The organism is Rhodococcus sp. LW-XY12 (assembly GCF_019317345.1).
Lineage (GTDB): Bacteria > Actinomycetota > Actinomycetes > Mycobacteriales > Mycobacteriaceae > Rhodococcus > Rhodococcus pyridinivorans.
On record NZ_CP079225.1, the window covers coordinates 3,524,722 to 3,538,240 of the forward strand.

Here is a 13,519-nt window from a genome sequence, read left to right on the forward strand (position 1 = left end):
AACCGAGAGCTACATCCACAGACCCCGTACCACCCACAGGAGGAGTACCAGGTGCCGCCAGAGCCGCGTCGCCGCACCGGCCGACGTCCCGCCCCCACGGGACGTCGCACCCGCGCGGGCGATCCGACAGCTGCCGACGGCAGGTACGGGTCGGATCCCGGTCCCCGGCAGTCCCGGCGTTCCGCGCGTCGCGAGCCGCCCTCACGCAGCCCCGGAGCACCGGCGGAGGCACGGGTGTACAGCGGAAGGCCGTGGCAGATCGCCGTCGCGATCGCGGCGTGCCTCGTGCTGGTCGTCACCGGTGCGGCGTGGCGCAGCGTCGACGCGCTGCAGTCGTCGCTGGCCTCGGTCCGCGGCCTGGCCCTCGGCGACGGCGAGGACGGCGCCGTCGACATCCTGCTGGTGGGCACGGACAGCCGCACCGACGCGCACGGCAATCCTCTCTCCCAGCGCGAGCTCGACGCGTTGCGCGCCGGCGAAGAAGTAGCGAACAACACCGACACGATCATCCTGATCCGCGTGCCGAACGACGGCCGGTCGGCCACTGCGATGTCGATCCCCCGCGACACCTACGTCGAGGTGCCCGAGATCGGGATGTCGAAGATCAACGCGGCCTACGGCGCCACGAAGGCGAACCGGCGCGCCGAGCTCGTCGAAGCGGACGCCGACGCGACCGAGGCCGAACTCGAGAAGGAATCGACCCAGGCAGGCCGGGAGGCGCTCATCGAGTCGGTCGCCGACCTGACGGGTGTGACGGTGGACCACTACGCCGAGGTCGGACTCCTCGGCTTCGTGCTGCTCACCGACGCCGTCGGCGGTGTCGAGGTGTGCCTGAACGCACCGGTCGACGAGCCGCTGTCGGGTGCCCGTTTCGATGCCGGTGAGCAGACCCTGCAGGGCTCGGACGCACTGAGCTTCGTCCGCCAGCGTCACGACCTGCCGCGCGGCGATCTCGACCGGATCGTGCGGCAGCAGGTGTTCATGGCGTCGCTGGCACAGAAGGTGCTCAGCGCCAAGACGTTGTCCAACCCGTCGAAGGTGAGTCAGCTGACCGCCGCAGTGCAGCGCTCGGTGGTGCTCGACTCCGATTGGGACATCATGGCGCTGGCGACCCAGCTGCAGGGCCTCGCCGGTGGCGACGTGACCTTCTCGACGATCCCGGTGCAGGACATCAACGCGATGACCGACTACGGCGAGTCGGTCGTGCAGGTCGATCCGGACGAGGTGCGCTCCTTCGTCGCCGAGTTGATCGGCCGCGAACCGGACGGCAGCGAGACCACCTCGACCCCGGTGCCCGCTCCCGACATCGACGCGTCGACCGTTACGGTCGACGTCGCGAACGCCGGATCCGTGTCCGGCCTGGCCTCCCAGGTCTCCACGGCTCTGTCCGAGGAGGGCTACGTCGAGGGCGAGGTGGGCAACTACACCGGTTCCGGTGTGGGCACGTCGACGGTCTTCGGTGCCGACGAGGACTCCGACGAGACCCGCGCGGTGGCCGCGGCGCTCGGTGGTCTCGCCACCGAGTCCGATCCCTCGCTCCCGGCCGGCACCGTGCGGGTCGTGCTCGCCGGCGACTACACCGGCCCCGGCTCGTCGTCGTACTCCGGTTCGTCCACCGCCGCATCCGCCTCCGACATCGGCGTGAGCCCGGCCGGTGGCACCGCCACCCCGGCTCCCGCCGCACCGCCCATCGATGCGGGCTCCGACGGCCCGCGCTGCGTGAACTGACACCTGTGTGAACCGACAGTCGCGCGAACAGAATCCGAGAAGAAGGACATCGTGACCACCCTGACCGACGCACTGCTCGACCCGATCCTCGCCGAAGATCCGGCGGGTCCGCGGATCACCTGGTACGACGACGCGACCGGCGCGCGGATCGAACTGTCGGCGCTCACCCTCGCCAACTGGGCTGCCAAGACGGCCAATATGATTCGCGACCAGTTCGGAGTCCTTCCGGGAGGTCGGGTGGCGGTGCTGCTTCCCGCCCACTGGCAGAGCGCCGCGGTCCTGCTGGGCGTGTGGTGGGCAGGGGCCGAGGTCGTCCTCGACGCCGACCCGGATGCCGATCTCGCTCTCGTCACCCCCGACCGGTTGGACGAGGTCGACACGGTTGCCGAGGTCGCGGCGTTGTCGCTCGACGCCTTCGGTGCCCCCGTGCGCGACCTGCCGCCAGGGATCACGGACTATGCGACGGACGTGCGGATGCACGGCGACCAGTTCCGATCCTCCGGTGCGGGCGACGCGGTGCTCGCCGGACGTTCGCAGTCGGACGTGCTCGCTGCCGCCACGGAGTCGGCGTCGGCGGCGGGTATCGGCAGCGGCGACCGCGTGTTGTCGTCCCGGTCCTGGTCGCAGCCCGACGCTCTCGTCGCCGGACTGCTCGCGGTGCTCGCGGCCCGGGCGTCGCTGGTACAGGTGAGCAATCCCGACCCGGAGGCCACCGAACGCCGCGTCGCGAGCGAGAAGATCACGGTTCGTCTGGACGGGTGATCCCGCGCGCCGCGCGGTAGCCGCCATCGGCGAGTCCCGCCTCGATCTCGAACCTGTTGCGGGACCCCGGGTTGCGGAGTTCCTCCCACAGATAACGCACCGCGAAGCCGATGCCGTAACGGGCCCACTGGTCCGCGTGCACGGATTCGTGGCGCAGCAGCGCCCGCGTCGGTGGCCTACGGGTGAGGAAGACACCGCCGACGGTGGTGCCGCCGCGCGCGAAGCCACCGCGCATACCGCTGCAGACGAACAAGCCGAACTCGTCGTCGAAGGACACCGAGCCGCCCCAGGCCCTGCCCCACACCGTCGCGAGCGCGGTGACGAACCGCACCGACGGGACCCCGCGCGACACCCGTATCGCCCTGGCACGCTTCCGGTCCCGTCCCGACACGGCTCGAGCCTACGCCGACTCGATCGGTCCGATCCTCTGCCGACTTCGTCGGCCTGATTCTCTGCCGACTTCGTCGGCCTAGTTCTCGGCCGGTCGTCTCGAACCGCCGATTCGACGACGAACGCCCCCGAGCCGCGGAAGGACTCGGGCGCGTTCCGGTCGACCGGGAGTACCGTCGGGCGGAGGACCGACCGTCACCCCGCCATCGCCGCGACCGGCGACACCCGGCTCGCGCGCTGGGCGGGGACGAGCGAGGCGACGACGCCCGCCACACCGCCCACCAGGACGATCGCCGCGAGCTGCCACCACGGCACCGAACCTGGTGCGATGTGGCCCGGGCCGATTACCGAGGCCGTGCCGGCCGCCCCGAGCAGCAGGCCGAGCACCACGCCGAGCAGCGACGCCACGCCGGCTATAATCGACGCCTCCCGCACGAGCAGACTCCGCACACCGGCCCGCGAGAGACCCACCGAGCGCAGCATCGCGGTCTCCCGTCGCCGCTCAAGCACGGACAACGCCATCGTGTTGCCCACGCCGATCAGGGCGATCACCACGGCCACGGACAGCAGCCCCCCGACGATCAGCAGCATCGTGTCGAGGATCTTCTCGAGCATCTGCCGCATCTGCACCGCACCGACCACCTCGCTGCCCGGAACCTCGGCCGCGGCGACCCGAGACAGGTCGTCGGAAACGGCGACGAGGTCCTCGTCCGACATTCCTCGATCGAGTTTCAGCCACACGGTGTCCGCCGTGACGGGGCCGGCGACGGCGGTCAGGTCGCTCCACTCGATCATGTCGGGCATCCCCGGCTCGGTCGTGGCGACGGTCAGCTCGCGGGTGCCCACCGGGCCGCCGACGGTGATGACGGCTCCGTCGTCCACGCCCACCGACCTCGCCAGAGAGCGTTCGAGCACGATCGTCCCGGCCTCGGGCAGGCGCACGTCGGTCCGGACGGTCGAGGCCATCGCCGCGGGATCGACGCCGAGGACCGACGCCTCCGTGCCGCCGATCGTGAGGTCGACCGCCGCGAGTTCGGCGCCGCTGCTCACCCGGTCGACCGCCGTCAGCCGCTCGGTCACCTCCGGTGCGAGCCCGTCGCGTTCGGGCGCGGTCACGGCCATGTCGACGGGGAACTGCTCGTCGATCACGTCCGGCGCCCCGGCCTCGAGCGTGCCGATCCCCACGACGAGGGTCGAGGTCAACGTCACGCCGATGAACAGCGCGGTGGCCGTCGACGCGGTGCGGCGCGGATTGCGCCGGGCGTTGCCGGCGGCGAGCACCGCGAGCGGGCCACCGGCACGGGCGAGCACGTCCCCCACCGCACCGACCGCGGCGGGCACGAGACGGCGGGAGGCGAGCACCACACCGACGAACAGCAGCAGTCCACCCGGGCACGCGACGAGCACGTTCACCATGACGACCCCGAGACCGAGCAGGGCCGTGCCCCCGACGATCGCCAGCGCGGCACAGATGCGGCGCACCCACGAATCGCGCACCGGTTCGGGGCGGGTCTCGAGGGGCTGCAGAGCCGCGAGCGCCCGCACGCGGGTCGCCGCCCGCGCGGCACCGTTCGCGGCGACCACCGTCATGCCCGTTCCCACGATCAGACCCGCGATCACCGTGGTGGCCGTCACCGAGACCGACGTGAGCGGGATCGGGGCGTCCACGGCCCGCGCCGCGGACACCACGGCCGCGGCGAGTCCGGACCCGCCGAGCACGCCGAGGACGGCCGCGACGAGGCCGACGACGAACGCCTCGCCGCGGACACTGCGGCGGACCTGGGTGGACGTCACGCCCACGCAGCGCATCAGGGCCAGTTCGCGGGTGCGCGCGGCGAGCAGGACGGAGAAGGTGTTGGCGATGACCAGGCCGGCCACGACCACCGAGATCGCCGCGAAGCACAACAGGACGTTGCGCAGCAGGGCGACGTCCCCGACGTAGTGGTCGGCGACCGCCGTGGCGCGATCGGCACCCGGCACGACGTCGACGCCCGACACCGGCGCGAGTGCCGCTCGCACGGCGTCGGCGTCACCGACTGCACGGACCTCCCAGTCCGTCGTGTCCCCGGACCACGACCGCACCTGCGCGGCGTCGCCGAAGACCGATCCCGGGCTCAGGGCGAGCGGTGATCCGTCGAGATCGACGACACCGACGACCTCCACGGTGGTCGGGGGGACGGAACCCGTCGGGCCGGCGACGGTGATCTCGTCACCGATCGCCCGGCCGGACGACGAGCCGACGGCGACCTCACCCGGGTTCGACGGCCAGCGTCCGTCCCCGAGCTGCTGCCACCGCAGGGCGCCCTCGGGTGCGATGCTCGTCGCGGTGCCGTTCGAGGACGACCCGTCGGCTCCGATCAGCCGGACGGGACCGCTGACGTCGAGCGCCGCCGCCTCGACGCCCGGTGTCGTGGCGACCAGCGTGAGCACCTCGTCGGGTGCGACGGTGGAGTCGGCGGGAAGAGCGACTGCCGCGACCCCCTCATACCGGGCCGCCATGGATTTCGAGACCGACGCACTCACCGTGTCGCCGAGCACGAGGGTGGTGACGACGAACGCGACCGCGACGAAGACCGCCAGCACGGACGCGACGTACCGCCCCCGATGGGCGCGGGCCTGGGCCAGGACGAGATGCCTCATCGGACCGGCACCACCGTTCGGGAGGTGCGCAGGTCGCGCATCGCATCGATCACCGAATCCGCTGTGGGTTGCGCGATCTCACCGGCGAGCCGGCCGTCGGCGAGCAGCACCACCCGATCGGAGTAGGAGGCCGCGACCGGATCGTGCGTCACCATCACCACGGTCTGACCGGTCTCCCGCACGCTCGACCGGAGCATCGAGAGCACCTCCCCGCCGGACTGCGAGTCGAGGTTTCCGGTGGGTTCGTCGGCGAAGATCACGTCGGGCTGCGGCAGGAGCGCCCGCGCGACGGCGACGCGTTGCTGCTGACCGCCGGACATCTCGTGGGGAAGGTGGTCGAGCCGGTCGGTCAGACCGAGCCGGCCGGTCACCTCGTCGAACCACTCGGGCGTCGGGCGCGAGCCGGCCAGCCGCATCGGCAGCAGGATGTTGTCGCGGGCGGTGAGCACGGGCAGCAGATTGAACGCTTGGAAGACGAATCCGATGCGGTCGCGGCGCAGTTCGGTGAGCACCGCATCGGGGGCGGTGCTGATCTCGACGTCGGCGCGGCGGCCGTCGCCGTGGAGGATCACGCGCCCGGAATCGACACCGTCGAGACCGGCGAGGGTGTGCATGAGTGTCGACTTGCCGGATCCGGACGGTCCCATGATCGCGGTGAAGCGTCCCCGCGCGAAGGCGACGGACACCCCGTCGAGGGCACGCACCTCGGCGTCGCCGCGCCCGTAGACGCGGGCGACCCCCTGAGCCGAACATGCCGGTACGAAAGAGCTGATCGAAGTCATGCTTCGACGCTAGAAACGATGCGGCGCACGCACATCGACCCGCGAGTCGATCTTCGCCGCCCCGGTGTCCTACCCCGGGAGGACCGGTCGTCTCCGGGATGGCACCACGGTCCTACTCCTCCGAGCCGAGCAGATCGTCGGGATGCACGAGACCGGCGCGGAAGGCGAACAGCACCGCCTGCACGCGGTCGCGCGATCCCGTCTTCGCCAGCACCCGGCCCACGTGGGTCTTGACGGTCGTCTCGGAGAGCACGAACCGCTCGGCGATCTCCCCGTTGGTCAGGCCGTGTGCCATCGCGACGAGCACCTCGAGTTCGCGTGGAGTCAGATCCTCGGGCACCGCGACCGGCACCGCGCGCCGCTCCGCACCGTCGAGCAACGGCGAGACATGGTGCAGCAGTGAGCGGGTGGCGCGCGGGGCCATCACGGCGTCACCGCGGTGCACCGTCCGTACCGCGGCCAGCAGGTCCTCGGGCGGCGCGTCCTTGAGCAGGAAGCCGCTCGCACCGGCGGCGATCGCCTGGACGATGTAGTCGTCGTTGTCGAAGGTTGTGAGCACCACGACCTTCGGCGCGTCGGCCGAGCGCAGCAACGACCGCGTCGCCGAGATCCCGTCGACCCGCGGCATCTGCACGTCCATCAGCACGACGTCGGCGCGGACCCGTTCGAGTTCGGCGACGGCGGCCTCGCCGTCGGACGCCTCGACGACGACCTCGATGTCCGGCTGCGATTCGAGCACCATGCGGAAACCGGCGCGCACGAGTTGCTGGTCGTCGACGAGCCCGATACGGATGGTCGTGTCGGATCGGGTGTCGCGGGCGGGTTCGGTCACGGACGCCACCCTAGGGGGAGACCGCCGGTGCGGGCAGTTCGGCACGGACCCGGTAGCCGCCACCGTCTCTCGGACCGGCCGCCGCGCGACCGCCGTGCAGCCGGGCCCGCTCCTCGATACCGGTCAGCCCCTGCCCACCCGGGCGGGCCTCGACGAGCGCCGCCGCTCCCCTGCCGTCGTCGACGATCTCGACGACGAGCGTGTCGGGCCGCCAGTCGAGACGGACGTGGGTGCGGGCGCGGGGACCCGCGTGCTTGAGGACATTGGTGAGCGATTCCTGCACGATCCGGTAAACCGACAGCCCCAGTCCCTCGGGCACCTCGCGGCTCTGCCCGTCGACCGAGAACTCGACCTCGACCCCGCTCGTGCGCATCTGCTCGACGAGCGCCGGCACGTCGCCGACGCCTGGTGTGGTGGTGAACTCGCGCGGCGTGTCCTCACGGAGCACCGACAGCAACCCGCGCATGTCGGTCAACGCGCGACGCCCGGTCTCGGCGATGGTGGTCAACGCCCCTGCGGCCGCCTCCGGGTTCGTCGCGGCGGCGTAGCGACCACCGTCGGCCTGCGCGATGATCGCCGTGAGCGAGTGCGCGACGATGTCGTGCATCTCCCGGGCGATGCGGGTGCGCTCCTGGGTGGCGGCCAGTTCGGCCTCCTTGAGGCGTTCGAGTTCGAGCAACCGGTTGCGCTCGGTGAGCGAATCCATCTCGCGCAAACGCAACCCGCGGACCCGGCCGAACGCCCACACACCAGCGAGGAAGACCGCGACGAAGGTGGCCGTCACGAACGCTTCGAGCGCGGTGCGGCCGTCGTAGCCGAAATAGAGCACTCCGGCGAGTGCGCCCCCAACCACCGCGACGGGCAGCGCGGTGTTGGCGGCCCACCGCGGAGCGTAGGCGGCGAGCGCGTACACCGCGATCGGTACCGCGATCGCCGCGATCGGCAGGACCTCCGGCAGGACGAGCAGGTGCGCGTAGGCGGCGAGCGCGACGAGCGAACCCGCCACCACCGGGCGGGTCCTGCGCCAGGCCAGCGGCAGCGTGAGCGCGAGGGTGACGAACAGACCCGCCACCGATCGCGCGTCCGCCACATGCAGGGCGACCCCGAACAGGGCGAGCACCGCGGCCAACGCCCCGTCGATCACTCCGGTGTGCCCGCGGGCCCACCGGTTCCAGCGTTCGAGCAGCGGGGTCGTCTGCACGGCGACGCTCCGTCAGCCGAGCAGCTTCTGCCGCAGCGCCTCGTCCTTCTCGAGCACCATCTGCTCGAGACCCGCCTGGAACTTCTCCATCTGCTCGCGCAGCGCCGGATCGGAGGCACCGAGGATGCGCGCGGCGAGCAGACCCGCGTTGCGGGCGCCGCCGATCGAGACGGTGGCGACGGGGACACCGGCGGGCATCTGCACGATCGACAGGAGCGAGTCCATACCGTCGAGGTACTTCAGCGGCACCGGAACGCCGATCACCGGCAGCGGGGTCGCCGAGGCGACCATGCCGGGTAGGTGGGCGGCGCCGCCGGCGCCCGCGATGATGACCTTGATCCCGCGGCCGGCGGCGTCCTTGGCGTAGTCGAGCATCCGCTGCGGCGTGCGGTGCGCCGAGACGACACCCACCTCGAAGCGGATCCCGAACTCGACCAGCGCCTCGGCCGCGGCCTGCATGGTCGGCCAGTCCGAGTCGCTGCCCATGATCAGGCCGACCTGTGCACCCTGTGCCACGTCACTCACCGATTTCTCCCGTGTGTTCGTTCCAACCGTCGGTCCACACCGCGTGCGAGAGCCAGTGCGCCGCGCGTTCCGCGCGTTCGCGCACGGCGGCGACGTACTCGGGATCGTCGATCGACCCGGACGGCGCGCCGAGCACGTTGACGTGGCCGATCTTGCGGTCCTTGCGCTCACCCTTGCCGTAGAGGTGCACGTGCACGTCGGGCATCCGGGCGAACAGGTGGTGCAGTCGCTCGTCCATGCTCATCGCCGGCGCCTCGGGCGCGCCGAGCACGTTCGCCATCACCGTCACCGGCGCGATCGGGCTCGTGTCGCCGAGCGGGTAGTCGAGCACGGCGCGCAGGTGCTGTTCGAACTGGCCGGTGCGGGCACCGTCCATGCCCCAGTGACCGGAGTTGTGCGGACGCATCGCCAGTTCGTTGACGATCAGCTCACCGGAGCGCGTCTCGAACAGCTCGACCGCCATGACACCGACGACGCCGAGCTCACCGGCGATGCGCAGCGCGAGCTGCTCGGCGGCGGTGGCGACGTCCTCGGGCAGGTTCGGGGCGGGTGCGATGACGACGGCGCACTGGCCGTCGCGCTGGACGGTCTCGACGACCGGCCACGACGCGCCCTGGCCGAACGGGGACCGCGCGACCATCGCCGACAGCTCGCGCGTCCACTCGACCTTCTCCTCGGCGAGGAGCGGGACACCGGCAGCGAGCTGGTCGGCGACGACCCGCTCGAGTTCGGCGTGGTCGTCGAGAATCCACACGCCACGGCCGTCGTAGCCACCGCGTGCGGCCTTGAGCACGTACGGATCGCCGAGCGCGTCGAGGGCGGCGCGGGCATCCTCGACGGAGGTGATCTCCGCGAACTTCGGCATCGGTGCGCCGAGCTCACCGAGCCGCTTGCGCATCGCGATCTTGTCCTGGGCGTAGATCAGGGCCTGCGGGGGCGGCAGCACCGCGACGCCTTCGCGCTGCAGGACCTCGAGATGTTCGGTCGGGACACCCTCGTGATCGAAGGTCAGCGCGTGCGCGCCGGTCGCGGCGCGGCGGAGGGCGTCGAGGTCGTCATGGCTGCCGAGCACCACATTCGGGCTGACCTGCGCGGCGGGTTCGTCGGCGCTCCCGGCGAGGACGCGGAGCGTCTGGCCGAGCGCGATCGCCGCCTGATGGGTCATCCGCGCGAGCTGTCCACCACCGATCATCGTGACGACCGGCATGCCCGTCGTCAGGGTGCGGGGCGTATCGGATCTGGGGGACGATTCAGGTCTGCCTGTCACGGCTGTCCATGGTGTCACAGCATGTCGTGACGTCGTTCCGCTGCTCCCCCGCCGAGCGTCGAGGGACCTTCCACCGGCCCGCCCAGCGGTGTGGGAATGCCGACATGTGCGGTCGGGTTTCGGAAATTCACCTCTTCGTTTCGTACACTTCTCCAAGTGACAATCGTCGATGAAGCGTTGAGCAGAGTTCCCCAGCCTTTCCGGGGGCTGTTGCTCCGGCATCGCGAATTGATCAAATTCGCCATCGTCGGCGGCACCACCTTCGTGATCGACTCGGCGATCTTCTACACGCTCAAGCTCACAGTTCTGTCCGAGAAGCCGGTGACCGCCAAGATCATCGCCGGTGTCGTCGCGGTGATCTGCTCGTACATCCTCAACCGCGAATGGTCTTTCCGTAATCGCGGCGGTCGCGAGCGCGCCCACGAGGCGTTCCTGTTCTTCTTCGTCAGCGGTATCGGCGTCGTGCTCTCGTTCATCCCGCTATGGATCTCGAGTTACGTCTTCGACCTGCGCGTACCCGAGGTGAGCCTCGCGACGGAGAACATCGCCGACTTCGTCAGCGCGTACATCATCGGCAACCTGCTGCAGATGATCTTCCGCTTCTACTGCTTCAAGAAGTTCGTCTTTCCGGAGGAGATGGTCCCGGACGCTCCCCTGGGCGAGCCCAGCGAGCAGCTCGACCGCTCCTGACGGGAAGAAGGTCTAGCGGGGTTCGCGCGTGCCGGTCGGCGTACAGGTGTCCCGATCGCGGGGCGCGCCGAGGAACAGCGCAAACAGTGCCGGCCGGCGTCGCTGCAGTTCGAGTCGACCGCCGTCGGCCTCCGCGAGGGCACGTGCGAGCGCCAGTCCCACCCCGGTCGACCCGCCCCCGGAGAAGCCGCGGTCGAAGACGTACGGCGCGACCTCGTCGCTGACACCCTCTCCCTCGTCGGCCACCTCGACACACACCGTGACGTCGCCGCGGGTCGCGACCTGCCGCACCGAGACCGTGCACGTGCCTCCTCCGTGCACGAGCGCGTTGTCGACCAGCACCGCCACCGCCTCACGCAACCGCGAACCGGTCACCGCCGCCCGCAACGACGGATCGCCGCGCAACACCAGCTCCCGTCCCGCCTCCTCGTAGGGACCGCGCCAGTCGGCGACGACACCGGTGAGTTCGCCGACCACCGAGACGTCGGTGCGCTGGTCGGCACTGCTGTCGCGGGACTGGCGCACGAGACCGTCGATCGCGGTGGTCAGCCGGTCCACCTGTGCCATGGCCGCCTCGGCCTCCTCCACCACGGCAGGATCCTCGTGGGTGGACAACTCGTCGAGCCGCAGCCGGATCGCGGTCATCCGGGAGCGGAGCTGATGCGAGACGTCGCCGACGAGCGCGTGCTCGCGCTGCAGGCGGTGCGAAATCTCGACGGCGGCCGAATCCAGCACGTCGGAGACGCGATCGAGTTCGGGGATACCGTGCCGCCGGACCACCGGGCGGAAGTCGCCCTCGGCGAGACGGGCCGCCCGGTTCGCCACGTCGCGCAGCGGGTCGGCGAGTCTTCGGGCGGTCGCCACCGCGACCAGCGCCCCGGCCGCGACGGACAGCAGCACCAGCAGGCTCACCGCGGCGAGCACCTGCTGCTGCAGAGTTCGCATGCTCTCCGAGGGCACCTCGATGAGCAGCGAGCCGGACGTCCCCATCGACAACGACTCGACGATCGACGCCCCGAGCACCGGCGTGCCGATGTCCAGCCGCGCCGCGACGTTCTCGGGTGTCGGGTAGACCACGACAGCCCGCCCGTCGGTGGGGACGAGCAGACGCAGGGAACTCGTGTCGAGACCACCGACGACGAATCCGTCGGTGCCCTCCTGGGCGATGATCTCGTCGGCCATGCGTTCGAGCCGGTTCTGCAGGTCGCGGCGGGCGGTGTCCTCGACGAACAGGAACGCCGTGTAGGCCAGCGGAATGCCGAGCAACAGCGCGACGAGCAGCACGGTCGCCAGGACGGCGTTGAGGATGCGGCTGCGCACGCCGGAGACGCTAGTCGGTGTTCAGCCGGAAACCGACACCGCGCACCGTGGCGATGCGACGTTCCCCGGCCGGCCCCTCGTCGCCGATCTTGCGGCGCAACCACGACATGTGCATGTCGAGCGTCTTCGAACCGCGCAGGTCGGCGTCGCCCCACACCTCCTCGAGGATCGCGTCGCGGGAGACGACCTGCCCCGCGTGCTCGAGCAGCACACGCAGGAGCTCGTACTCCTTGTTGGCGAGCGTCACCTCGGAGCCGTCCACGAGGACACGGCGCGCGGCACGTTCGAGCCGGATCCCGGCGACGTCCACGATGTCGTCGTTCTCCGGGCCGCCGCGCCGGCGCAACAGCGCGCGCACACGCGCCATGAGCTCAGCGAGACGGAACGGTTTGCCGACGTAGTCGTCGGCGCCGGCATCGAGACCGACGACGAAGTCGACCTCGTCGGTGCGGGCGGTGAGCATGAGCACGGCCAGATCGGAGCGGCTCGCCCGGATCTGGCGACACACTTCGAGTCCGTCCATCCCAGGTAGACCGAGGTCGAGGATGAGCAGTTCGAACCTGCCCGACAGTGCCTGTTCGAGCGCGGCCGGACCGTTGTCCTCGACGGTCACGTCGTACCCTTCGCGTCCCAGCGCGCGGGACAGCGGTGCAGCGATTGCGTCGTCGTCTTCGGCGAGTAGAACGGCAGTCACCACGCCAGCGTACGGATCGCGGGTCGCTTCGTCGGGATTACCGGCGGGTCGTGTCGGCGCACCTGCGACTCGTGTCGGCGCACCTGCGACTCGCGGTCACCACCCCTTGCGGTGCTCATGCCCGTGCTCGTCGCGCCGGTAGCGGGTGGTGTGACGGTCACCGGGGCGCTGGTTCTGCGCGTCGAAGGCCTGCCGGTAGAGCAGGGCGTGCACCTGCTGGACGTCAGGGATGTCGTCGAACTCGATGGGATCGTCGGCGGCGGACACCACGACGAGCGTGCCGGTCCGGAGCATCCGGTCGACGAGGCCGTGCCGGAACTGGACGTTGCTGATCCGGCCCATCGGGATGTCGATACCCGTGTGGGTGAGCACACCGGTGCGGACGAGGACGCGCCGGTCGGTGACGATGAAGTGCGTGGTGAGCCACCCGACGAAGGGAGGGACGCACCGCCAGCCGACGAGGCCGATCCACGCCGCGGCCACGGCGAGGCCACACCAGGTCGCGGCGGCACCGTCGAGCCGCGCCTGGACGAGTCCCACCAGGAAACCGGCGACCATCGTCGACACGAGGAAGGTGGCCGTCGGCAGTACGAGAGACTTCCAGTGCGGATGCCGGTGCAGCAGCAACTCTTCCTCGGGTGCGAGGGCGTCCTCCGGGTATCCCATACCGCCCACGATGGCATATGTC

General features: G+C 70.7%; 13 protein-coding genes. 3 read left to right on the top strand and 10 right to left on the bottom strand.

All coding sequences use genetic code 11. The features are described from left to right. The first annotated feature begins 234 nt into the window (after window positions 1-234). Together KXC42_RS16435 and KXC42_RS16440 are read left to right on the top strand one after the other, a co-directional pair. Entirely contained in the window at window positions 235-1,728 is a 1,494-nt protein-coding gene (locus tag KXC42_RS16435) for an LCP family protein (RefSeq protein ID WP_006550196.1), read from the top strand. Window positions 1,729-1,779: 51 nt separating this feature from the next. Further along, on the top strand, window positions 1,780-2,490 hold the full coding sequence (locus KXC42_RS16440) for a TIGR03089 family protein (RefSeq protein ID WP_006550195.1): 711 nt from the start codon (window positions 1,780-1,782) through the stop codon (window positions 2,488-2,490). On the opposite strand, the gene KXC42_RS16445 is transcribed toward KXC42_RS16440, so the two are convergent. The 7 genes from KXC42_RS16445 to KXC42_RS16475 form a co-directional block, all read right to left on the bottom strand. Next, a complete protein-coding gene (locus KXC42_RS16445) occupies window positions 2,468-2,881 on the bottom strand; it encodes a hypothetical protein (RefSeq protein WP_230826279.1) in 414 nt (137 codons plus the stop codon). The genes KXC42_RS16440 and KXC42_RS16445 overlap by 23 nt on opposite strands. Window positions 2,882-3,075: 194 nt before the next feature. Next, window positions 3,076-5,520 (bottom strand): FtsX-like permease family protein, encoded by a 2,445-nt coding sequence (locus KXC42_RS16450; protein WP_219129287.1) that lies wholly within the window; start codon window positions 5,518-5,520, stop codon window positions 3,076-3,078. Continuing rightward, window positions 5,517-6,302: an ABC transporter ATP-binding protein gene (locus KXC42_RS16455; RefSeq protein WP_019288512.1), complete on the bottom strand. Its 786-nt coding sequence runs from the start codon at window positions 6,300-6,302 to the stop codon at window positions 5,517-5,519. The genes KXC42_RS16450 and KXC42_RS16455 overlap by 4 nt, the downstream gene beginning before the upstream one ends. Before the next feature lie 112 nt (window positions 6,303-6,414). Continuing rightward, entirely contained in the window at window positions 6,415-7,143 is a 729-nt protein-coding gene (locus tag KXC42_RS16460) for a response regulator transcription factor (RefSeq protein ID WP_019288513.1), read from the bottom strand. 1 nt (window position 7,144) lies between these two features. Beyond that, complete coding sequence (locus tag KXC42_RS16465; RefSeq protein WP_219129288.1) at window positions 7,145-8,335, bottom strand: sensor histidine kinase; 1,191 nt, start codon at window positions 8,333-8,335, stop codon at window positions 7,145-7,147. Window positions 8,336-8,347: 12 nt separating this feature from the next. After that, window positions 8,348-8,860 carry a 5-(carboxyamino)imidazole ribonucleotide mutase gene (gene purE, locus KXC42_RS16470; protein ID WP_019288515.1) on the bottom strand — a complete coding sequence of 171 codons (513 nt, stop codon included), beginning with the start codon at window positions 8,858-8,860 and terminating at the stop codon, window positions 8,348-8,350. After that, complete coding sequence (locus KXC42_RS16475) at window positions 8,853-10,127, bottom strand: 5-(carboxyamino)imidazole ribonucleotide synthase (RefSeq protein WP_033097087.1); 1,275 nt, start codon at window positions 10,125-10,127, stop codon at window positions 8,853-8,855. Before KXC42_RS16475 ends, purE begins: the two co-directional genes overlap by 8 nt. 156 nt (window positions 10,128-10,283) lie before the next feature. Between KXC42_RS16475 and KXC42_RS16480 the strand changes: the two genes are divergently transcribed. After that, the gene (locus tag KXC42_RS16480) at window positions 10,284-10,817 is read left to right on the top strand and encodes a GtrA family protein (RefSeq protein ID WP_024101520.1); all 534 of its coding nucleotides are present in this window, start codon (window positions 10,284-10,286) and stop codon (window positions 10,815-10,817) included. 12 nt (window positions 10,818-10,829) lie between these two features. Here KXC42_RS16480 and KXC42_RS16485 read toward each other — a convergent pair whose 3' ends face one another. The 3 genes from KXC42_RS16485 to KXC42_RS16495 all read right to left on the bottom strand — a co-directional run bounded on the left by KXC42_RS16485 (window position 10,830) and on the right by KXC42_RS16495 (window position 13,497). Beyond that, entirely contained in the window at window positions 10,830-12,137 is a 1,308-nt protein-coding gene (locus tag KXC42_RS16485; RefSeq protein ID WP_064853126.1) for a HAMP domain-containing sensor histidine kinase, read from the bottom strand. Window positions 12,138-12,147: 10 nt separating this feature from the next. Then, window positions 12,148-12,831: a response regulator transcription factor gene (locus KXC42_RS16490; RefSeq protein WP_024101522.1), complete on the bottom strand. Its 684-nt coding sequence runs from the start codon at window positions 12,829-12,831 to the stop codon at window positions 12,148-12,150. A 96-nt stretch (window positions 12,832-12,927) separates the two neighbouring features. Then, on the bottom strand, window positions 12,928-13,497 hold the full coding sequence (locus KXC42_RS16495; RefSeq protein ID WP_039584821.1) for a PH domain-containing protein: 570 nt from the start codon (window positions 13,495-13,497) through the stop codon (window positions 12,928-12,930). Between the last annotated feature and the right edge of the window lie 22 nt (window positions 13,498-13,519).